Below are 20,653 nucleotides of genomic sequence, written 5' to 3'. Positions count from 1 at the left end.
GGGGATTGATGGCCTTCCGCCCATTGGCCAGCTAGCCAGCCGTACTCATGACAGCATCACGCGGGTTGCCAGTCTCGTATCCGCAAGTCGACGGACGCCGCACCGGAATACCTGTCGATGCGCGGCGTGTAGGCGAGGCGTATCCGCGTTCCACGCAGCCTGTCGGAGAATTCTCCGGACTGCCGCCATGCCTTGGCATGCAGCGTCACCCCGCACGACTCGTCGGTGAGTTCGAGTTCCACATGTTCCCGTGCCTTGCCGAAGCGTCGCAACCCGCGCACAAGAAGCGGAGGCGACGCGAAGACGGGTTCGGCGTTGCCTGTGCCGAAAGGCTGCAACATCTCGAGTTCCTTGAGCACCGTGAAATCCGAAGCGTGCTCGAAGCCGAGGTCGCCATCCAGCTTCAGCGATGCCGTCAACGGCGTATCGCCGAGGGCCTGACGCACCACGGTATCGAACCGTTCGCGCAATGCATCGAGCGCCGAGGTCTTCAGGCTCATGCCGGCGGCCTGCCTGTGCCCCCCGAAGCCAAGGAACAGGTCGGCGCACTGTGAAAGCCCTGCATGCAGGTCGAATTCCGACACCGAACGCCCCGACCCCTTCAACGTCTCCCCTTCTGTGCACAGGATGAGTGTGGGCCTGTAGTAGGCCTCCACGATGCGCGAGGCGACGATGCCGATGACGCCGGGGTGCCAGTCCTCGCCATGGAGCACGAACCCCATGCGCGACGCGGCTTGCGACTCGGCCTGCCGTTTCGCCTCTTCGAGGATGCGGTCCTCCTCCACACGGCGGTCGGTGTTCATGGCGTCAAGGCGCTGCGCAAGCTGCGCCGCCTCACCATGTTTGCGGGCACGCAACAGTTGCAGTGCCATCTCCGCCTCGCCAAGGCGACCAGCCGCATTGATGCGCGGCGCAAGCCCGAACACCACCTGCCCCGCCCCCAGCGAGGCCGATGGATTGTAGCCCGCAACCGCCTTGAGCGCCGCCATGCCCGGCCTGCGGGCTTCGGCTATTTTCAGGAGTCCGTTCTTGACGAGGATGCGATTCTGACCACCGAGGTCGACCACATCCGCCAGCGTCCCCAACGCCACAAGGTCGAGCACCTCGCGCATGTCGTAACGCCTGCCGGAGCGTTCTCCCAATGCGGCATTGACCGCCGCCATGACGAAGAACGCGACCCCCACGCCCGCCAGCGCCGGACACGGACAACAGGCGAGACGCGGATTGCAGATGGCATGGGCGGGCGGCAAGACCTCCGGCGGCAGGTGGTGGTCGGAGACGACCACGGTCATGCCCAGTTCACGGGCTCGTGAGATGGGCACGACATCGGATATGCCGCAGTCCACCGTGAGAAGCAGACGCACCCCATCGGCAGCGAGCCTCTCTATCCACTCCACATTCAGCCCGTAGCCCTCGGCCCGCCGGTCGGGGAGATGGTGGCGCACATCCACGCCATGGAACTCGAGTACGTCATGCACAAGGGCTGTGGAGGTCACCCCGTCCACGTCATAGTCGCCCCATACGGCAAAGGGCATCCCGGCGGTGATGCCCGCCGTGATGACGCCAGCCGCTTCAGCAAGGCCGGGCCATTCCTCCAGCGGGGCGAGGTGGCGCAACTGCGGGCTGAGGTAGACGTCCATATCCTGAACGGATGAAAGGCCGCGCCGCAGCAACAGGCGAAGCAGCAGGTCCGAGATGCCGAGACGTTCGGCGAGAGAGGCGGATGGCGGCAGTGCGCCTTCCACCTCCGGTCGGTATATCCAGCGTTTCATGTGTCCGTATGTATGTGCCGATGCCATGCACCGGGAAGGTGTGAAGAGAACGTGCGTTATGCGGCGAGATGGGCGACGAGTTGCCCGATGCGTTCGCCTTCGAGAAGTACCGAAAGGTCCGCTGCCATGACATGGGCATCGAGCCCGAACGTGGCAAGGTCGTCAGCCAGCGTCACAGGCATGACCCCGTCGCCGCGCTCGTACATCAGCAAAAGCCGGTCGGCGAGGTTGAGAAGCCGGGCGTTGCGCTCGTAAGCCCCCGCATACTGCGGGGCATGATGCCAGTTGACGGGTTCTGTCAGTGCGGGCGGAAGATCCCAGTATGACAGCAGCCTTGCACCGATGACGCCATGATCGAGTCCCCAGTGGCGCTCTTCTGCCTCGGCAGTCTCAAGGTGCTCTTCAGCCATGAGCGCCTGCACCGCCTGCCACGCGTCAGGACACAGCCCCGCCATGAGCAGCTTGCCGATATCGTGCAGTAGCCCCGCAGTGTAGAGCACATCGGCCTCACCGGGAGACACGCGCCGGGCTAACATGCGACAGCAGGCCGCCACACACAGCTGATGCCGCCAGTACCCGGAAAGGTCGAACGTGGCTGGCAGATTGCGCCTGCCAGCGATGCCGGAGGCCGCCACTGCGAGAATCAGGGCACGTACCTCGGCCATGCCCAGCACCGCCACGGCCCGCTGCACCGACGGTACCTCCGACTGGAGCCCGTAATAGGCCGAATTGGCCATGCGCAGCAGCCGTGTGGAAAGGGCCTGATCGCGCCCCACCACTTCGGCCAGCCGGTTGGCAGGGGCGCGGGAATCATCCGATGTGAGCTTCAGCACCTCGCGCAGCAACCCCGGGTCGAACGGCAACTTCGGTGGCTTTCGTGCCAGTTCGTCAAGAAACCCCTGCGCATCGGTCATGGCTTCAGCCCTCGTTCGCTGCAGACGCGGGAGTCCCGCCAGTGGAGCGGGCACGGGCGACCGCCTCGGCGACGGCGGCGCGCTGGTCTTCGGGCACCAGCTTCTTGGCCTCCATCCAGGCGAGGAACTTGAGCCCGGCCTCATGGGCGGGGTTGATCATGAGGGCACGCAGGACGTGCTCGAGGCAATGTGGAAAGTCCTGTTTCTCCAGATAGGCGCGGGCGACGTTGAGGTGCAGGTTCTCGTCACCCTGTGAGAGTTCAAGCGCCCTGCCATAGTATTCCACGGCCTGATCGTACATCTTGCTCTTGCGCAGGTTGATGCCGAACTCGTTGAAAAGGTGCTTGTGCTCTTCCTCGAACGCCGCATCCAGTTTGACCAGCCGCTCGAAGATGTTGTCCGCCTTGTCCGTCTCGCCGCGCTCGAGATACGTGAGGCCGATGCCGAAGTTGGCGCGTACATTCTCCTCGTCGACCTTCAGGGCGTTGTTGTATTCGAACTCGGCACTGAACGTCTCGCCCTTCTGGCGATGCCTGTCGGCGCGGGCGATGGTCTTGTTGAGCTCACGCATCTTCGGGAAGACCGTCTGGACATAGAACTCGGGCTCGGGTGCGAACTTGTCGAGCAGTTCGTCACGGTCGATCTTGCGCTTGGGGCCGGAGGGCACGTAGTTGCTGTTCAGCGGCTGCACCTCGATGACACCGTCGTCACCCTCGTCGACGTACCAGAACGACTTCTGGATGGTCTTGCGGGTTGTGGTGCCCGTGCCGACCTTCCTTATCTCCTGCGTCGAGAAGACACCCCGCATGCGGTCGCGCTTCTCACCGACCTTCTGGTCAAGGGTTACGGGCGTCTGTGTCATTGTGCGCTCCTTGCGTGGCAACGTGTGTGACCAACTCGTTCGGCGTCTTCATCGCGGCAACCGCATCCGGGGCAGACCGTCAGACCTGTGCGCGACCGGGTATGCCCTGCCAGCCCCGCCTGCTATCGCCCGCTATCGCCTGACCGCAGCCATCTCCGCCATGATGGCGCGCGCTGCGGCAGCGGGGTCGGCAGCCCCAGTCACGGGCCTGCCCACAACGAGGTAGTCAGAACCGGCGGACACCGCCTGTGCGGGTGTCATCACCCGGCGCTGGTCGTCACCCCCTGCCCCGCCACCGGGACGGATGCCCGGAGTGAGGCACAGGAACGATGCGCCGCAACGCTTCTTGATGCTCTCCACTTCATACCCCGAACAGACGACCCCGTTCAAGCCCCACGCAGCACCGGATGCCGCGAGAGAGGCGGCGTACTCGCCTATGTCCGTCGAAATGCCCGGCAGTTCACCCTGTGCGGTGCTGGTGAGCACGGTCACCCCGAAGAGCAACGGTACGGAACCCGTCGTCTGGGCACCCTCGTGCAGACCTTCCACGGCGGCACGGGCCATACGTTCGCCGCCCATGAGATGGATGTTGACCATGTCCGCCCCGGAACGCACCGCCGAACGCACCGCACCGCGCACCGTGTTGGGGATGTCGTGGAACTTGAGGTCGAGAAAGACCCTGAAGCCGAGGTCTGCCACGGCACGCACGACATCGGGACCTGCGGCGCAGAAGAGTTCGAGGCCTACCTTCATCCACGGCGCGGTGCCGCGGAGTCTGCCTGCCATGTCCACCGCCACGTCTGCGGCGGGAAAATCCAGTGCGACAACGAGTTCGGCCATCAGTCGTTCCACCCCTGCAGCAATCCGTCAAGGAACGCCGAACGGCATTCCGGGGACAGCGTCTCCTCGATGTAGGCGGCACGCAACTCATCGTAGGCGCGTTCGAGGTCGTCGTTGACTATCCACGCATCGAAGCGGCGCGCCTCGCGCAGTTCCTTGGCCGCGTTGGCGAGACGGCGGGCTATGGTCTCCTCGTCGTCGGTGCCGCGCGCCCTCAGCCTGTGCTCGAGTTCGTCGCGCGATGGCGGCATGATGAAGACGTAGCGCCCGCGTTGCAGGCTTGCACGCAACTGCCGCGCACCTTGCACGTCGATGTCGAAGAGTACGTCGCGGCCTTCATCAAGAAGGTCGAGTGTGGCTTTGAGGGGCGTACCGTAGAAGTTGCCGTGCACTTCGGCCCATTCGGCGAAGAATCCGGCGTCGCGCAGGCGCAGGAACGCCTCCACGGTGACAAAATGGTAGTCCTTGCCGTCCACCTCGCCATTGCGGGGTTTACGCGTGGTGTAGGAGACCGAGAAGGCGAAACGCGGAAACTCCGTCAGCAGCCTTCTGGTCAGGGTGGTCTTGCCGGTCCCCGAAGGGGCGCACAGCACCAGCACGATGCCGGAGCGTTCTCGACCCATCAGTCTTCGTCCTCCTGCGTGAAGCGTTGGCCCATGGTCTCCGTCTGTATGGCGGAGAGGATCACATGATTCGAATCGGTGATGATGATGGAGCGCGTCTTGCGGCCCTGCGTCACGTCGATGAGACGCCCCTGGTCGCGGGCATCCTCACGCAGACGCCTCATGGGCGATGAGTCGGGGTCCACGATGGACACCACGCGCGAGGCGACCACGAAGTTGCCGAAACCGAGATTGACGAGCTTGTTGCCCTGCATGGTCATTCGATGTTCTGTACCTGTTCGCGGCACTTTTCGAGTTCGTTCTTGAAATCGACCACAAGGCGCGAAATCTGCGCGTCCTGAATCTTGTTGCCGCACGTGTTGATCTCGCGGAAGCACTCCTGCAACGTGAAATCGAGCCGCTTGCCCGCATCGCCGCCGCCATCGAGCAGTTCACGCAGGCGGTCGAGGTGGGCGCGCAACCGCGTGAGTTCCTCGCTGACATCAAGCTTGTCGGCGAGCAAGGTCATCTCCTGCAGGAAGCGCCCTTCCTCCAGCGATGAGCCCATGCCCTCGAGCGCTTCAGAGAGACGGTCGCGCAGCAGCGTGAAACGCTCTTCCTTGATGTCGGGGGCACGTTCCTCGATGCGCGACACCCACTCGTCCATGCGGATGAGCCGCGACACCATGTCGCGCGACAGGGCGCGTGCCTCTGCCTCGCGCGATTCGTTCCAGTCCTCCAGCGCGGCGGCAAGTCCCGCCTCGAGCGCAGCCACCATCTCCTCATCGGGTTCGGCCCCGGCGTCCTCCCACAGGAAGGTCAGCCCCAGCAGCCGGTTGTAGTCGGGCGCGTAGGTATCGCCCCGGCTGGCGGCAAGGTCGGACAGGGCGTCGAGCATGGCACCCGCCTGTCCGGCGTCGAAGCGCACGCCCTGCATCCCCTCGCCGAGGGCCTGAAGCGACAGGGTCACATCCACCCTGCCACGGGTGCCGAAGCGGCGCAGCACCTTCTCGAAACGCGCCTCAAGCCCCCGCAGGAGCATGGGAAGACGCCACTTCACATCGAGGTGACGCCCGTTGACGCTACGAACCTCCCACGTCTGCGTCCAGCCCGCATCTTCAATGAAGCATCGGCCGAAGCCCGTCATGCTGCGCAGCATACCATATCCTCCAGTGCCGTATGACGACACGCGCCATGGAATCCGGCACGGAGCGGCGCATACTCCGGGCCGTGAGAACGAGCCCTATACGGCTTCGGTGACCACGCAGCCGGCTTCCACTCCCACCGGGCGAACAGTCAGCACGGCCCGGTGGTCATGCCCGTGCGGCACACGGCGCACCCGGCATTCGGCATAATACTCTGATATTCCCTTGCGTGCACCCGCCCCGTCAAGCACCACCGAAAGGGCAGGCAACCCGGCAAGACGTTCGGCAAAGACCGCCCGCTTCTGCGCCACGACGTCACGTACCGCCGCCGCACGTGCCTTGCGTATCTCCTGCGGCAGGTGTTCCGGCAAAGAGGCCGCCACAGTGCCGGGACGCCGCGAATACGGAAAGACGTGGGCGTATGTGAGCGGCAAAGCACGGACGAAGTCCAGCGTCTCGGCGAATGCGTCTTCGCTCTCGCCCGGAAAGCCCATCAGGATGTCCGCACCGAGGCCGAAGACCGGCCATGTTCCGCCGAGGTCGCGCAAGAAATCAAGCAGGGGGGCAGGGCTGTAGTGCCCGCGTCCCATACGGCGAAGCACATCGGGGCTGCCACTCTGCAACGAAAGATGCAACTGCGGGCAGACGAGCCTGCTCCCGCCGAGCACGTCGAGGGCATGTACCCCGAGTTGCCCAGGCTCAAGGGAACTGATGCGCAGGCGGGCCCTTCCGGCCCACTCCGGGGCCAGTTCGCGTTCGACCCGTTGCAGCAGGTCCCAGAAGTCGCCCGCACCGGAGAGGTCGCGCCCGTACAGGCGCAGGTTGACGCCCGACAGCATCACCTCGCGGAACCCGGCATCGAGCAGACGACGCAATTCTGCGACGACCTCACCCGGTTCGCGGCTGCGTGAAGCCCCCCGCGTGAGCGGAACGATGCAATAGGTGCAGCGGTGCGAACAGCCATCCTGCACCTTGACCACGGGGCGGGCACGGCGAAAGCCCTCGATGCGGAAGTCCGGGAAGACCGACGCCTGTGCAGGGACGACATCGCCAGAGGTGGCACTCGACGCCTGCGCCGTAGCGGCATCGCCGTGAGCGGCATGCGTCGAGACGGGGGGCATGATGGCCGCTGCGGGGTCGTACGCCGCGAGAGTGGCCTTGGCCTCTTGCGGCACCACCGCCACCACGCCGGGCAGTCCTGCGAATTCCTCGCGCAGCACCTGCGCCGCGCATCCGGTCACCACGATACCCGCAGCCGGGGCCGCACGGTGCAGCCGGGCGATGGCACGCCGCACATCGCTTACAGCACGGGCCGTGACCGCACAGGTGTTGACGAGGATGACGTCAGCCCCCTCCGGGGTGTCCACCTCGGTGAAACCACGCCGCAGCCACGCCTCTCGCAGCGACTGCGTCTCGTACTGGTTGACCTTGCAGCCGAACGTGGCGGCATGGAACGAGGTCGTCGCGCCCTTCATGCTATTGCGCCCCGCCGGGAAGGATGCTCATGCCCTGCATGCGTCCAAGCAGTCCATCCGCATTGTCGTTGCCCGGCACATCGAGTCCGGGCCGCGTGGAGGTGACCACGGCCCGCCCGAGGACGTAACGACCCTCGACGCCGCCACGATGGGTACGGATGCCCCACATGTTGTGGAACATGGCTGCCTGTCCCTCATGCAGCCCGAGATACAGCGTGATGTGCCCACGAAGCCACAGCAACGTCATGAAGGGAACCCCCTCCGCCACGATGCGTGCTTCCTTGTCGTCGGCATCAAGTTTCGCGATATCCACGTAGCGCCCGGCCTTGGCCTGCGATGCGGAGTTGCGCGGCAGCCACAGCCCGAAGGGGGTGAAGAGGTCACGCAGGGTGGATGAGCAGTCGCGGTCTTCGTACAGCCCGCCCCATCCGTAGGGCTGGCCCATCATCCGGTTGCCGAGTTCAGCCATGTTGCCCGGTGTGAGGGGCACGGGTTTCTGCGCCGCCTCTCCGCTGGTGAGCAGCACAGGCACAACCACGGCGTGCCCTTCGGGTGCGCGCACGGGCACCAGCACAGTGCGCCCCACCTGCGAAGCGCCAGACAACGGCAATACGGTACCGATGTGGGCGGTGGCGAGGTGGGTGCCGTCCGCACCGTTGAGGCTGGTGTCATCCCGCAGGATGGCGGCAAGACTGCCCGATTCGTAACGGGTCATGAACGCATCATCCACACGGGCGACATCCGCGGCGGGCATCCACCCGGCAGCGAACGCGGTCTCGACATACAGCCATGCCCTGTCCGCCGTGGCGTGCCCCACGAACACGGGCGTACCCATCCATACGGCGGTACGCTGGAACATGTCGAAGGGGTATCCCTGTCCGGCGCGGGTGGGGGCCGTGAACATGGGACGCAGCGTGGGCACCTCGCGCAGGGCGCTGTTGGAGACGACGATGCCCTTCCACGCCTGCGAGGGGTAGAGGTCTAGCGCGGCACCGGACGCCAGCGCCCCCCATCGGGTCACATCCCACGGCAGCAGGTTCTCGGCGTAGCCTCTCGGACGCCCGTCCGTCCCGAACGGCGCGGCCACATCCTTCACCGGCACGGAGATGCGCGTCATGCGCCACGGGGCGAAGAAGCGCCGGTTCCAGCGGGCATCCTGTGCGGCCTGTTCAGTGAACGGCAGAAGCTGCCTGTCCGCCCCCGCCTTCATGGCATAGACACGAAGGTCCTGCGGGAAGCGGTCGAGGTCGGCCACATGCCCTTCGCGTGAGGGGGGAGTGACGGGCGGAGTCGCAGGACGGGAGGCACCACAGGCCGCAAGCAGTATCGCCAGCAACAGGCAGGAAAGCAGACGGAACGAAAGCACGAAGAGACGTCTCATGTTGGCAGCCTTCATGTGACGGTATCAGAGGAGCGCGCCGGGGGTGGAAAGCCCCTGCGCCAGCCTGTGCGCCAGCCATGTATGACGCTTCTGCATCCGGTTGTTCTTCACCGCCATGGCAAGCGCACGCGATTCGCCGACGAGCACCACAAGCCGTTTGCCCCGCGTGACCCCGGTGTAGATGAGATTGCGTTGCAGAAGGACGTAATGCTGCGTGAGCACCGGAATGACCACAGCAGGATACTCCGACCCCTGCGACTTGTGTACCGAGATGGCGTACGCGGGCACAATCTCGTCAAGCTCTTCCCACGCATAGATGACATTGCGTTCATCGTAGCGGACGGTGAGCTCGCGCTCCTTGGCGTTGACGCAGCAGATACGCCCGATGTCGCCGTTATAGACATCCTTCTCGTAGTTGTTGCGTATCTGCATGACCTTGTCGTCGAGACGGAACTGACGCTCGCCCCGCTGCACGCAGAGGGTCTGGGGGTTGAGGGCCTCCTGCAGGCGCAGGTTGAGGTTGCCCGCACCCGCAAGCCCCTTGTGCATGGGCGTGAGCACCTGGATGTCATCGACGGGATGCAGCCCGAAGCGACGGGGGATGTGGTCGCGCACCAGTTCGAGGATCATCTCCACGACCTTGGCGGGGTCGGACTGCCGGATGAAATAGAAGTCGGAAAGCCTGTCGCGCGATGATTCGAGAGGCGGCACCTCGCCCTGATTGATGCGGTGGGCGTTGCAGATGATCTCGCTCTCGGCGGCCTGACGGAACACCTCGCGCAATTCCACCACCGGCACCACGCCGGAGACGATGACATCGCGCAGCACGTTGCCCGGCCCCACCGACGGCAACTGGTGCACATCACCCACGAAGAGCAGCGTCGCCCCTAGCGGCACGGCCTTCAGCAGGTGGTACATGAGCATGGTGTCCATCATCGAGGCTTCGTCCACCACCAGCAGCCCGCAGGCGAGGGGGTTGTCCTCGTTACGGGCGAAGCCATCCTCTTTGGGGCTGAACTCCAGCAGGCGGTGGATGGTGCGCGACTCGCGCCCGCTTGTCTCGGACATGCGCTTGGCGGCGCGTCCGGTGGGCGCGGCAAGCAGGATGCGTGCCCCCACCTCGGCGAAGACGCGGATGATGGCGTTGATGATGGTGGTCTTGCCCGTACCCGGCCCCCCGGTGAGCACCATGACCTTGCTGCGGGTGCTGGTGCGCACCGCCTCAAGCTGTTCCGGCGCAAGGGCGATGTCGAGCTTGCCCAGTACCTTGTCCACCACGGCGTCGGGATTCTCGAAGTGCACGGCCTTGGGCGAAGCCAGTACGCGCCGCAGGTAGTAGGCTATCTTCGTCTCGTAGTGGTGGAAACGGGTGAGGAAGACCCCTACGCCTTCGCCAAGGTCTTCGAGCACGACCCTCTCCTCTCGCTCAAGCGAGTGGATGGCGTCCTCGACAAGGTCGTAACGGATGTCGAGTTTATCACCCGTATGCGTCACCAGTCCGTCGAAGGGAAAGTAGACATGCCCGTCTTCCGTCAGACGACCTAGCATGTACAGCACCCCCGCCTCGGCGCGCAGGGGGCTGTCCTTGGAAAAACCGAGTTTGGTGGCCACCCCGTCGGCGGTGATGAAGCCGATGCCGTGGATGTCCATGGCGAGGCGATACGGATTCTCGCGTACCACGGTGAGCGCATGCGTGCCGTAGTACCTGTAGATGCGGACGGCATAGGCGGTGCTCACGCCATGCGGTTGCAGGAACATGATGAGGTCGCGGATGCCCCGGTGCTCGGCCCAGCTGGTCTTGATGCGTTCCAGCGTCTTGGCCCCCACGCCTTCGACCTCGATGAGGCGGTCGGGCGCATCGTCCAGCACGCTGAAGGTCGACTCGCCGAACCGGGCGACGATGCGCGCGGCCATGGTCTCGCCCACCCCCTTGATCAGCCCCGACCCGAGATAGTGGCGGATGCCCTCTACGGTGGCGGGCAGAACACTCTCGAAGGTCTCCATGCGGAACTGACGACCGAACTTGGGGTTGTTCACCCACCCGCCACGCAGCAGCAAGCCCACGCCGGGTTGCGGGTCGACCATGTGCCCCACCACGCTGACGGCATCGCCTCCCTTGCCCTTGGGCTGGAAGCGGAACACCGTGTAGCCGTTCTCGGCATTGTGGAAGATGACGCGCTCGAGGGTGCCCTCCAGTTCTTCAAGGGCTTCGGCGGTCTGCTCTTCCGTGGTGGCGGTCTTTCCGGTCTGCATGGTACTTCGCGGGTTGCTGGACGTGAACAAGGGTGCCTGCTGCCTATATGCCCCGCCCCTTCGCGTCAAGTCCGGCAAATCGTTGCAAGGCCGGTACATGCTGGCCGCACGAGTGCGGGGTGAGACTGAGGCCAGAACCGCAGGCTGTGGAGACGCTCTCCGGTGCAGAAACCTAGGGCTGCGGCGTTGCCATGCGGCGCTGCATGAGCAGCATGTCAGCCAGCACGAGTGCGGTCATGGCCTTGAGCACAGGCACGATGCGCGGAATCGCGCTGATGTCGTGCCGTCCGGCGATGAACAGGGCCGAGGGCTTGCCATCGCGGTCGATGGTTATCTGCTCTTGCGCGATGGAGGGGATGGGCTTCACCGCCGCGCGCAGGACGATGGTCTCTCCGTTGGAGATGCCGCCGAGAATGCCGCCCGCATGGTTGGTGAAGAAACCGCTGGGCACGATGGGGTCGTTGTTGTCGCTGCCGTGCATCCGCGCGGCCTCGAACCCGGCGCCGACCTCGACGCCCTTCACCGCCCCTACGGACATGAGCGCATAGGCAAGCACGGCGTCCAGCTTGTCGAACACGGGTTCGCCCAGACCGGCGGGGACTCCCGTGGCCTCGACCTGCACGATGCCGCCGAGGGTATCGCCTTCGCCCTTCACCGTGCGCACCATGTCCTCCCACGCCTCCACCACATCGGGGTCGGGCGAGAAGAACGGACGTTGCTGCGCCCCCGCCACGTCCACGAGGTCGGCGGGTACGCCGCCTAGTTCCACGGTGAAGGCCCGCACCGCGATGCCATGGCGGGCCAGCAGCGCCTGCGCGATGGCACCGCCCGCCACGCGCGAGAGGGTCTCACGCCCGGAGGCGCGACCGCCGCCGCGATAGTCGCGTACGCCGAACTTGGCGTCGTAGGTGAAATCGGCATGACCCGGCCTGTACAACCGGGCTATCTCGCCATAGTCGCGCGAACGCTGGTCGACGTTCTCCACGTGGAAGGCGATGGGCGTTCCGGTGGTCACCCCCTCGAACACGCCCGAAAGCAGACGCACCCTGTCGGGTTCCTGCCGGGTGGTCGAGGCGGAGTTGCCACCGGGGCGGCGAAGGTCGAGTTCACGCTGGATGACGGCCTCGTCCAGCGCAATGCCTGCCGGGCAGCCGTCGATGACGCCACCAAGCCCTGCGCCGTGCGATTCGCCGTAGGTCGTCAGCCTGAAAAGACGTCCCAGTGTGTTGCCGCTCATGTCGTCTCCTGTGAAGACTCGTGTTGCTGTGAAAGGCGTGCGCCCGGAATGGCCCTCATAAGGGACGGCCGTACAGAGCACTGACGGATGCCTCCCAAAAGTTCAGGGGCACCCTCCGGCGGAGACCGCCTTGTGCGACGGGACGGTGGCCTGACTGACGGACGACCGCCTGCGCAACGGGGACGGCGTCCTAGCGGACGACCGTAACAGGGCACGGGGCCAGTTGCAGCACCCTGCGCGTGACGCTGCCCAGAAGCAACCCCTCAAGTTCGGAGACGCCCCGCGAGCCCAGTATGATGTGGTCGCACTTCTCCGCGCGGACGGCGTCGACGATGGCGGTCTCGGCGGGGCCTTCGAGGATGCGGTCCTCGAAGGAGATGCCCGCGCCGCGCAGTATCTCGCGGTAGGGTTCGAGAAGGCTCTCGGCCCTCGCATTGAGGGAGTTGCGCACCTCATCGTAGGCGGCCTGCCCCAGCAGCGGGGGGATGCTCATACGGCTATGCACGAGCAGCACCGAAGCCTGGACCATCGCTGCGAACTCCGCAGCGTACACGGTGGCGCGGCGGGCATGTTCGGAACCGTCGACGGGAACGAGTATCTTGCGTATCTGCATGGTGCCTTCCATCGCTTTCGTTGATTCGTTTGCCGTCCGGACGCAGACGACAGTGTCCATGGGATTGCCTTGTATCAGATACCCTGCCTCACGAAAAGGCAAGCAGCGCGGTGATGTCCTCGACGATGCACGCCACGGGCGCATCGCCGCGCACCACATGGCGGGCCGCCTCGGCATAGAGAGGTGCCCGTTCGCGCATCACGTCCGCCACCTCGTCCGCCACGGCCTTTCCGGTCAGTGAGGGGCGTTGCCCATGTTCCGGGTTGCGGGCAAGCCGCGCCGCCACGACCTCGACAGGCAACGACAGGAACACGGTGACCCCCGCCTCGCGCAGCAGCGCCCTATTTTCCGCACGCAGCACCATGCCCCCGCCTGTGGCGACGACGACACGTTCACGCGCTGCGGCATCACGCAGGGCGTCACTCTCCATGTCACGGAAGGCATCCCACCCGCGTTCCGCCACCAGTGTGGCGATGTCGCACCCGGCACGCCGCGTCACCATGGCGTCGGTATCCGCGAAATCCCATCCAAGCCTTGCGGCGAGCGCCCTGCCCACCGTACTCTTGCCGCTGGCCCTGCCCCCGATGAGGAAGACCCGGCACACTTCCGACCCCATGACAACCTCCGGCCTTCATCTCCGGCGGGGCAATGTGCGCCGCACCGCTTTACACAAGGCTTCATCCGTATATATGGTGCTTGCCTCAAATGCAAAACTCCAACGGTCCGGAGGCCTGAGGCCATGAGCCAGAGCCAGTTCCCGCGTATGCACCGCCTGCCCCCCTACGTGTTCGCCGTGGTCAACGAGCTGAAGATGCAGCTTCGCCGCCAGGGAGTGGACATCGTAGACCTCGGCATGGGCAACCCCGACATGCCCACCCCGCAGCACATCGTCGACAAGATGGTCGAAGCCTCGATGAAGGGCAACAACCATCGCTACTCGGTGTCGCGGGGCATCCCCAACCTGCGCAAGGCCATCTGCGACTGGTACACCCGCCGCTTCGGGGTCTATCTCGACCCCGACACCGAGGCGGTGGTCACCATGGGCGCCAAGGAAGGTCTCTCGCACCTTTCGCTCGCCATGCTCTCTCCCGGCGACGTGGTGTTCGCGCCCGACCCGACCTACCCCATCCACACCTACGCCCCGGTCATCGCCGGTGCGGACGTGCGCCGCATCCCCATCGGACGCGGGCGCGACTTCTTCGAAGACCTGCTGGTGGCCACCCGCCAGACATGGCCGCAGCCCAAGCTGCTGTTCCTCAGCTATCCCCACAACCCCACCACGGAACTCGCCACCCCCGAGTTCTTCCAGAAGGTCGTGGACTTCGCCAAGGAACACAAGATCTACGTCATCCACGACTTCGCCTACGCCGACCTCGCCTTCGACGGGCACATGCCCCCCAGCTTCATGCAGGCCGACGGCGCCAAGGACGTGGGTGTCGAATTCTTCTCCATGTCCAAGAGCTACTCCATGGCCGGCTGGCGTGTGGGCTTCTGCGTGGGCAACCGCGAGATGGTCAACACCCTCACCCGCATCAAGAGCTACCTCGACTACGGCATCTTCCAGCCCATCCAGATTGCGGCGACCGTTGCCCTCAACGGCCCGCAGGAATGCATGACCGAGATCGTGGACACCTACCGCAAGCGCCGCGACGTGCTCATCGAAGGGCTCAACCGTTCCGGATGGGAAGTCCCCGCCCCCAAGGGCACCATGTTCGTGTGGGCGCAGATTCCGGAACCCTTCCGCGCCATGGGCTCGGTGGAGTTCTCCAAGCTGCTGCTGCGTGAGGCCCATGTGGCCGTTTCGCCGGGTCTCGGCTTCGGCGCCCACGGCGACGACCATGTCCGCTTCGCTCTCATCGAGAACGAACAGCGCACGAAGCAGGCCCTGCGCGGCATACGCCACCTGCTGTCCGGCAAGCCCTGTGGAGAATAGCATGAAACCGCTGGTCATCGGCATGGCCGGTTGCGGCACCGTGGGCAGCGGCCTCTTGCGCGTCCTCGAAGAGAACCGCCAGTGGATCGTCGAGCGCACGGGGCGTGCCGTTCAGGTGAAGCATGTGCTGGTACGCGACCTTTCGAAGCCGCGTGACCTGCCTGACGGGGCCAGCCTCACGGACGACCCCGCCGTCCTTACGGACGACCCTGAAGTCGACGTGCTCGTCGAACTCATGGGCGGCATCGAAAAGCCGCGCGAACTCATCCGGCGCGCCATCGAGAACGGCAAGCATGTGGTCACCGCCAACAAGGCCCTGCTGGCCGAAGACGGCTTCGGCCTCTTCCGCCTTGCAGAGGAGAAGGGGGTGGGGCTGTACTACGAGGCCAGCGTCGCCGGGGGCATACCCATCGTGCAGACCCTGAAGGAGAGCCTCGCGGGCAACCGCATCACCTCGCTGGTGGGCATCCTCAACGGCACGGCCAACCACATCCTCTCCGAGATGACGAGTGCCGGGCTCGACTTCGAGACGGCCCTCGCGCAGGCGCAGGAACTCGGCTACGCCGAGGCCGACCCCACGCTCGACATCGACGGGCACGACACGGCCCACAAGCTGGTGCTGCTCATCCGTCTCGCCTACGGGCTCGAATACCCCTACGCCGAGATGCCCGTGCAGGGCATTCGCGGCATAGACCGCATGGATATCGAGTTCGCTCGCGAATTCGGCTTCCGCATCAAGCTGCTTGGGCAGGTGCGTGAGGTGGACGGCAGACTCGAAGCGGGGGTCTTTCCCACCCTCGTGCGCCATACCTACCTCATCGCCCGTGTGGGCGGCGCGTACAACGCCATCCGCATCGAAGGCAACGCCGTTGGGCCGGTCTTCCTGCACGGTCAGGGCGCGGGCAGCCTGCCCACGGCCAGCAGCGTGCTTGCCGACCTCATGGCGGTGGCACGCGCCACCCCGCCGCACAACACCGGCTTCCAGCGACAGGTGCCGCCCAAGGCCAGCATCCTGCCACCCGACGACGCGGTGAGCGCCTACTACGTTCGCGTCATGGTGCCCGACCACCCCGGCGTACTGCGCGACCTTGCAGGTGCCATGGCCGACCATGGCATCAGCATCGCACAGGCCATCCAGAAGGGGCAGGACAAGCGCGGCGTGCCGCTGGTGTTCATGACGCATGAGGCAGGGGCACGCGCCATCAGCGACGCCATCGAACAGATTCGTCAGGCCGGTCTGCTCACGGCCGACCCGGTCTGCTACCGCGTGCTGTGATGGCGAAGCTTGTCGTCTGCATCATTGACGGCATGGCCGACCCGCCGCCTCCGGCGGGTGGGGTCACGCCCCTCGCAGCGGCACACACGCCCCATTGCGACACTCTGGCCCGCCACTCCGTGGCGGGCCTTTGTCATGTCATCCAGCCGGAGGCCGTGCCGGGGTCGGAGGCCGGACTTTCGGCCCTGCTGTGTTGCGAAGCCGCTGCCAGTATCGCACGGGGCCCGGTAGAGGCCCTCGCCCAAGGCGACCCCGTGGCCCCGCATGAGACGGTGTGGCGACTCAATCTTGTCAGTCTTGGCCCGCGGGGCAACTACTACAACCCGGCACCACTCCTTGACGCCGCCACAGAAACTGCGGCCCGGAAAATGCTGGACAGGGCGCTTGGTACACAGGGCTACAGCCTGCTGGGCGGCAAGGGGTTTCGCCATCTCTGCGCGGGGACTGAACCGCCTGTCCTGCGCGACGGGCCGCAGGACGTATGCGGCATGACGCCGGACACCGGGCAGGCCGACCTGAACAGCTACTGCCCGCGTCTGGCCCGCGCCATGACGGAGGCGAACGTTCTTTTCAGACGCAGCCGGATGGACCTTGCCGTATGGCCGTGGGGTGCGGGAACCATGCCCGACCTGCCCGGATTTGCCGAAACGACAGGGCAGACGGGGGCACTGGCTGGTGGCGTGCCTCTGGCACGCGGCCTTGCGCTGGCACTTGGCATGACGGCCCCATCCATCGCCGGGGCCACGGGCGGCATCGACACCGACCTTGGGGCCAAAACTCGCGCTGCCATAGCCCTTGCCGCAGGGCATGACGTCGTCTACCTGCATGTGGAAGCCCCGGACCTGCATGCCCACGCGCTAGATAGGGTCGCCAAGAGAAGAGCCATCGAACGCATCGACGCGGAAGTCGTCGGCCCGCTTCACATGGCACTGCCGGATGCCACGCTGCTCATCACCTGCGACCACGCCACAGATTGCGCGACCGGCAGGCATATGGCCATCCCCGTTCCGTTCATCCTGCACAAGCCGGACGGCCCGCAAGACGGCATTGCCACCTTCAGTGAAGCGGCCTCAGCCCGGACCGGGATTCGAATCGATTCAGCGGCGACACTCGTGCGCCTTGCCCTCGCAGACTGAAGACGCATCCGGGAGGTTCGGTCATCGCAAGCCGCCGCCTGCCTGTCCCATGGCTGGTCTTGCCTGCCGCCATGTCCGCGACCTCGGCAACCGCGCTAGACTTCCCCCACGGGAAACGAGATGACGATGTGCGCACCGGGGCCGGGTTGCTGCCGCAACTCGCCTCCCAGCTGCTGCACGAGGCTACGTACCAGCTGCACCCCCAGAGTCCGCTCACCGAGTGCCTCGAACGGTGCAGGCAGCCCCACGCCATCGTCTGCCACGGCGAGGACGGCTCGCCCGCCCTGACATTGCAACGACACGGAAAGCCTGCCGTGCCCACGTTCCGCGAACGCGTGCTTGAGTGCGTTGGCGATGAGTTCGTTGAGAATCAGCCCGCAGGGGATGGCGATGTCCACGGGTAGCATGACAGGAGCCACGTCAAGCTGAAGGTCGAGTTCCACATCGATCACGAAGGCAGATTGCAACTTGCGGGCAAGACGTGGCAGGTAGTCGGCGAAATCGACGCCTGACAGGTCGTCGGACCTGTAGAGCTCCTCGTGCACCAGCGCCATGGACGCGATGCGGTTGCGACTGTCGAGAAGCAGCGCACGGTCGCGCACATCGTACACCGACGACGCCTGAAGGTTGAGCAGGCTCACCACCAGTTGCAGGTTGTTCTTCACCCGGTGGTGCACTTCCTTGAGCAGGATCTCCTTCTCCCGCAGTGACGTGAGAATGCGACGCTCTGCCTGCCGCCGCTGCGTCACATCCTCGGCGACGCCCGCCACACGGTAGATGTGGCCCGCAGCATCACGCACGGGAAACGCCCGCACCCGCAAGACCATATCATCACCATGCGCCCCCCACGCCTGCACCTCGGCATCGAAGACATCACCCGCCCGCACGGTCTGCAACAACTCTTCCACAAACTTCTCGCGGTTCGACTGCGCGAGAAAGTGATGCAGAAGCTCGGGTTTTTCGATCACCTGCTTGGGAGAGACGCCGAAGAGGGTCTCACAGGCGGGGCTGATGTAGAGCAGCCGCCACGTGAACACATCGCGCACCCAGAAGAGTTCGTGGATGTTCTCCACAAGCTGGCGGAATCTGGCTTCGCTCTCGCCGAGTGCCGCTTCGAAGTCGCGCCGTTCGGCTATCTCACGGCGCAGCTGGGCGTTGGCCTCCTCAAGTTCGCGCGAACGTTGCAGCACCTGCTCCTCAAGGTGTTCGCGAAGGCGTCCTTCGTCCCGCAGAAGCCGCGCCCTGACAAGGCAACGTTCCAGCGTCTGTTCCACCATGGCGAGGTCGACGATGGGCTTGGTCATGAAATCCCACGCGCCAAGTTGCAACGCCCGGATGACATCGCTCACGTTGTTGGTGCCCGAGACGACCACCACAGGCAACGTGGGCGCGCGCGAGGCGAACAGGGGCAACGCCTCTGCCCCGCCCCCACCCGGCATGTGCCAGTCGATGAAGGCGATGTCGGCACCCTCGGCATCGAACAGGTCGAGTGCTTCGCGTACCGTGCCAGCCTGTAGCACCCGGTAGCCCGCATCTTCGAGATAGAGTGCGAGCGTGTAGCGTACGACAGGCTCGTCGTCGGCGATGAGTATGCGATACATGCGGACTCCTGAAACCGATTCTCGACGTGCTCCAGACCTTACCCCACCGCCTCTCGCCATGGCAACGCACCGCATGGACTCGGATTGCCCCGTTCCCATGCCGCCAAGCCCGGACTCGAAGGTGCACCTCGGGCGCGGCACCCCGGAAAAGACTCCCGGTTCTCGAAAACCAGAGCAGGGGATGCGTCCACCCGTGGCCGCCATCATCCCGTTCCACGCAGCGCACACGCCGAAGACAGGCCGCGCGACAATGCCTGGATGTCATTCACTCCACGACCGGGGGCATAGGTATGGCATCTAGCGTGGCAGCAGCAACCAGACCTGCCCGCGGGCGTCCAGATGCCCGGCGACAGCCTTCGCCCTTTCGCCCGCACCGCAGAACAGGTCGATGCGATGCCCCTTGATGGCCCCCCCCGTATCCTGCGCAAGGCCCAGTCCATGCAGCGATGCAGCCCCGGCACCACCGCCGCCCGGCACGTCCACGGCAAAGGCCGTGATGGCCCCGAGGGGTATCACCGACCTGTCAACGGCAAGACTGACCCACGGCATGAGCGGTCGCCCCATGCTGCCGAGGGGGCCGTCCTTGGCAAGACGGAAGAAGACATAGCTGGGGTTGGCGTTCATCATCTCCTGTGCGCGCTCGGGGTGGGCGGCAAGCCATGCGCGGATGGCATCCATGTTCACCCCGTCGGCAGGCAGGTGCCCGCGCTCACGCAGCACGCGCCCCAAGGAGACATAGGGCCTGCCGTTCTGCCCCGCATAGAGGACATGGGTCGTGCTGCCATCGGCGTAACGCAGTCTCCCCGACCCTTGCACCTGAAGAAAGAAGGCGTCGACGGGGTCGACCCACGCCAGTTCGTAGCCTCGCCCCCTGAGCGCCCCGCGTCCGTCGATGGCGGCACGGTCGTGATAGGGGACGGCACGCCCTCCCTCGATGCGGTAGGTGACGCGCATTCCCTCGTAGCGGGGATTGAAGAGGCCAAGGTCGAGGCTCTTCATGTCATCGGGCACACGGTAGAGAGGCTGGCGCAAGGCCCCGGACGGTTTACGTGCGGCATCCAGCACCGGTTCGTAATAGCCGGTGAAGGCGGCAGGCGGGTCGAGGCGCAGCCACCTGAAGTGACGGGCCAGCAAGCCCGGTTCCGTGTCGAGACGGGGCAACACTTCCAGCAGGACGCGCTGCCCGCGCAGCAGGTCGCCCCATGTGAGGCGCAACCCGCCCCTGTCGAGGGCCACGCCATCCGTGTCCTTCCGCTCAAGGTAGGCGATGCTCTGCCGTATGGCCGGTGCCATGTCGCGCCATGAGGCCAGCGACTGCCCCGAGGCATCCAGCGACCCTGCCGCCGCAAGTGCGGCGTCGCCCTCAAGTTCCACCCACGGTACGGCGGGTGTGGCGTCAGGACGTGCCTCATCCGCCGTCGCCGGGGGTACGGAGACCACCGTCCCCTCAGGCGGCGCCCCATGCCGTGCGCACCCGGTCAGCGCGGTCAGCGCGACCGGCACGACCAGCACAGCCAGCAGCCACAGTTTTCGCAGCCCCCCCCGGAAGACCTTTCCCCCCTGAAGGGCCACTTTGCCATATGCTGCGCTATGGAGTAGAACCCCTGCGTTGC

At 65.4% G+C, this 20,653-nt stretch carries 18 protein-coding genes; 3 read left to right on the top strand and 15 right to left on the bottom strand.

What is annotated here, in order from left to right; translation table 11 throughout:
* Nucleotides 1-56: 56 nt before the first annotated feature.
* The 13 genes from recJ to aroL all read right to left on the bottom strand — a co-directional run bounded on the left by recJ (nt 57) and on the right by aroL (nt 13,710).
* Complete coding sequence (recJ, locus tag DVU_RS04285) at nt 57-1,772, bottom strand: single-stranded-DNA-specific exonuclease RecJ (protein WP_010938203.1); 1,716 nt, start codon at nt 1,770-1,772, stop codon at nt 57-59.
* A gap of 56 nt (nt 1,773-1,828) precedes the next feature.
* Nucleotides 1,829-2,686 carry an HDOD domain-containing protein gene (locus DVU_RS04280; protein ID WP_010938202.1) on the bottom strand — a complete coding sequence of 286 codons (858 nt, stop codon included), beginning with the start codon at nt 2,684-2,686 and terminating at the stop codon, nt 1,829-1,831.
* Between the two features lie 4 nt (nt 2,687-2,690).
* A complete protein-coding gene (locus DVU_RS04275) occupies nt 2,691-3,548 on the bottom strand; it encodes a tetratricopeptide repeat protein (RefSeq protein ID WP_010938201.1) in 858 nt (285 codons plus the stop codon).
* A 132-nt stretch (nt 3,549-3,680) separates the two neighbouring features.
* Nucleotides 3,681-4,388, bottom strand: coding sequence for an orotidine-5'-phosphate decarboxylase (pyrF, locus tag DVU_RS04270; RefSeq protein ID WP_010938200.1), 708 nt, complete (start codon nt 4,386-4,388; stop codon nt 3,681-3,683).
* Entirely contained in the window at nt 4,388-5,011 is a 624-nt protein-coding gene (gene gmk / locus DVU_RS04265) for a guanylate kinase (protein WP_010938199.1), read from the bottom strand. Before gmk ends, pyrF begins: the two co-directional genes overlap by 1 nt.
* The gene (locus DVU_RS04260; RefSeq protein ID WP_010938198.1) at nt 5,011-5,271 is read right to left on the bottom strand and encodes a DUF370 domain-containing protein; all 261 of its coding nucleotides are present in this window, start codon (nt 5,269-5,271) and stop codon (nt 5,011-5,013) included. Before DVU_RS04260 ends, gmk begins: the two co-directional genes overlap by 1 nt.
* Nucleotides 5,268-6,149 carry a YicC/YloC family endoribonuclease gene (locus DVU_RS04255; protein ID WP_010938197.1) on the bottom strand — a complete coding sequence of 294 codons (882 nt, stop codon included), beginning with the start codon at nt 6,147-6,149 and terminating at the stop codon, nt 5,268-5,270. The genes DVU_RS04260 and DVU_RS04255 overlap by 4 nt, the downstream gene beginning before the upstream one ends.
* Nucleotides 6,150-6,233: 84 nt before the next feature.
* The gene (locus DVU_RS04250; protein ID WP_010938196.1) at nt 6,234-7,610 is read right to left on the bottom strand and encodes a MiaB/RimO family radical SAM methylthiotransferase; all 1,377 of its coding nucleotides are present in this window, start codon (nt 7,608-7,610) and stop codon (nt 6,234-6,236) included.
* 1 nt (nt 7,611) lies between these two features.
* Nucleotides 7,612-8,991, bottom strand: coding sequence for an NlpC/P60 family N-terminal domain-containing protein (locus DVU_RS04245; RefSeq protein WP_014524287.1), 1,380 nt, complete (start codon nt 8,989-8,991; stop codon nt 7,612-7,614).
* 24 nt (nt 8,992-9,015) lie between these two features.
* The gene (gene recD2, locus DVU_RS04240) at nt 9,016-11,244 is read right to left on the bottom strand and encodes an SF1B family DNA helicase RecD2 (RefSeq protein WP_010938194.1); all 2,229 of its coding nucleotides are present in this window, start codon (nt 11,242-11,244) and stop codon (nt 9,016-9,018) included.
* A 172-nt stretch (nt 11,245-11,416) separates the two neighbouring features.
* Nucleotides 11,417-12,481, bottom strand: coding sequence for a chorismate synthase (gene aroC / locus DVU_RS04235; RefSeq protein ID WP_010938193.1), 1,065 nt, complete (start codon nt 12,479-12,481; stop codon nt 11,417-11,419).
* Nucleotides 12,482-12,671: 190 nt separating this feature from the next.
* On the bottom strand, nt 12,672-13,094 hold the full coding sequence (locus DVU_RS04230) for a universal stress protein (protein WP_011792648.1): 423 nt from the start codon (nt 13,092-13,094) through the stop codon (nt 12,672-12,674).
* An 88-nt stretch (nt 13,095-13,182) separates the two neighbouring features.
* Nucleotides 13,183-13,710, bottom strand: a complete 528-nt coding sequence (gene aroL / locus DVU_RS04225) for a shikimate kinase AroL (RefSeq protein WP_010938191.1) — start codon at nt 13,708-13,710, stop codon at nt 13,183-13,185.
* Nucleotides 13,711-13,833: 123 nt separating this feature from the next.
* Here aroL and DVU_RS04220 point away from each other — a divergent pair, with 123 nt between their 5' ends.
* From DVU_RS04220 to DVU_RS04210, 3 genes are read left to right on the top strand one after another with little or no spacing between them, the layout of a single operon-like run.
* Nucleotides 13,834-15,027 carry an aminotransferase class I/II-fold pyridoxal phosphate-dependent enzyme gene (locus DVU_RS04220; RefSeq protein WP_010938190.1) on the top strand — a complete coding sequence of 398 codons (1,194 nt, stop codon included), beginning with the start codon at nt 13,834-13,836 and terminating at the stop codon, nt 15,025-15,027.
* Between the two features lies 1 nt (nt 15,028).
* Nucleotides 15,029-16,303, top strand: coding sequence for a homoserine dehydrogenase (locus DVU_RS04215; protein WP_010938189.1), 1,275 nt, complete (start codon nt 15,029-15,031; stop codon nt 16,301-16,303).
* Nucleotides 16,303-17,439 (top strand): alkaline phosphatase family protein, encoded by a 1,137-nt coding sequence (locus DVU_RS04210; protein WP_014524286.1) that lies wholly within the window; start codon nt 16,303-16,305, stop codon nt 17,437-17,439. The genes DVU_RS04215 and DVU_RS04210 overlap by 1 nt, the downstream gene beginning before the upstream one ends.
* A 95-nt stretch (nt 17,440-17,534) precedes the next feature.
* On the opposite strand, the gene DVU_RS04205 is transcribed toward DVU_RS04210, so the two are convergent.
* Entirely contained in the window at nt 17,535-19,040 is a 1,506-nt protein-coding gene (locus DVU_RS04205) for a sensor histidine kinase (RefSeq protein ID WP_223295141.1), read from the bottom strand.
* Between the two features lie 297 nt (nt 19,041-19,337).
* Nucleotides 19,338-20,612, bottom strand: coding sequence for a murein transglycosylase A (gene mltA, locus DVU_RS04200; RefSeq protein WP_010938186.1), 1,275 nt, complete (start codon nt 20,610-20,612; stop codon nt 19,338-19,340).
* Between the last annotated feature and the right edge of the window lie 41 nt (nt 20,613-20,653).

Origin of the sequence: Nitratidesulfovibrio vulgaris str. Hildenborough (genome assembly GCF_000195755.1) — a bacterium.
Classification (GTDB): Bacteria; Desulfobacterota; Desulfovibrionia; order Desulfovibrionales; family Desulfovibrionaceae; genus Nitratidesulfovibrio; species Nitratidesulfovibrio vulgaris.
This window is presented reverse-complemented; position numbering and strand designations above follow the sequence as displayed.

Excerpts from the sequence above, each read along its gene's own strand:
- DVU_RS04245 (WP_014524287.1), bottom strand. The coding sequence starts at position 8,991 with ATGAGACGTCTCTTCGTGCTTTCGTTCCGTCTGCTTTCCTGCCTGTTG.
- aroL (WP_010938191.1), bottom strand. The coding sequence starts at position 13,710 with ATGGGGTCGGAAGTGTGCCGGGTCTTCCTCATCGGGGGCAGGGCCAGC.
- aroC (WP_010938193.1), bottom strand. The coding sequence starts at position 12,481 with ATGAGCGGCAACACACTGGGACGTCTTTTCAGGCTGACGACCTACGGC.
- DVU_RS04215 (WP_010938189.1), top strand. The coding sequence starts at position 15,029 with ATGAAACCGCTGGTCATCGGCATGGCCGGTTGCGGCACCGTGGGCAGC.
- recD2 (WP_010938194.1), bottom strand. The coding sequence starts at position 11,244 with ATGCAGACCGGAAAGACCGCCACCACGGAAGAGCAGACCGCCGAAGCC.
- DVU_RS04220 (WP_010938190.1), top strand. The coding sequence starts at position 13,834 with ATGAGCCAGAGCCAGTTCCCGCGTATGCACCGCCTGCCCCCCTACGTG.
- pyrF (WP_010938200.1), bottom strand. The coding sequence starts at position 4,388 with ATGGCCGAACTCGTTGTCGCACTGGATTTTCCCGCCGCAGACGTGGCG.
- DVU_RS04255 (WP_010938197.1), bottom strand. The coding sequence starts at position 6,149 with ATGCTGCGCAGCATGACGGGCTTCGGCCGATGCTTCATTGAAGATGCG.
- DVU_RS04210 (WP_014524286.1), top strand. The coding sequence starts at position 16,303 with ATGGCGAAGCTTGTCGTCTGCATCATTGACGGCATGGCCGACCCGCCG.
- recJ (WP_010938203.1), bottom strand. The coding sequence starts at position 1,772 with ATGAAACGCTGGATATACCGACCGGAGGTGGAAGGCGCACTGCCGCCA.
- DVU_RS04230 (WP_011792648.1), bottom strand. The coding sequence starts at position 13,094 with ATGCAGATACGCAAGATACTCGTTCCCGTCGACGGTTCCGAACATGCC.
- DVU_RS04260 (WP_010938198.1), bottom strand. The coding sequence starts at position 5,271 with ATGACCATGCAGGGCAACAAGCTCGTCAATCTCGGTTTCGGCAACTTC.
- DVU_RS04275 (WP_010938201.1), bottom strand. The coding sequence starts at position 3,548 with ATGACACAGACGCCCGTAACCCTTGACCAGAAGGTCGGTGAGAAGCGC.
- DVU_RS04205 (WP_223295141.1), bottom strand. The coding sequence starts at position 19,040 with ATGTATCGCATACTCATCGCCGACGACGAGCCTGTCGTACGCTACACG.
- gmk (WP_010938199.1), bottom strand. The coding sequence starts at position 5,011 with ATGGGTCGAGAACGCTCCGGCATCGTGCTGGTGCTGTGCGCCCCTTCG.
- DVU_RS04250 (WP_010938196.1), bottom strand. The coding sequence starts at position 7,610 with ATGAAGGGCGCGACGACCTCGTTCCATGCCGCCACGTTCGGCTGCAAG.
- DVU_RS04280 (WP_010938202.1), bottom strand. The coding sequence starts at position 2,686 with ATGACCGATGCGCAGGGGTTTCTTGACGAACTGGCACGAAAGCCACCG.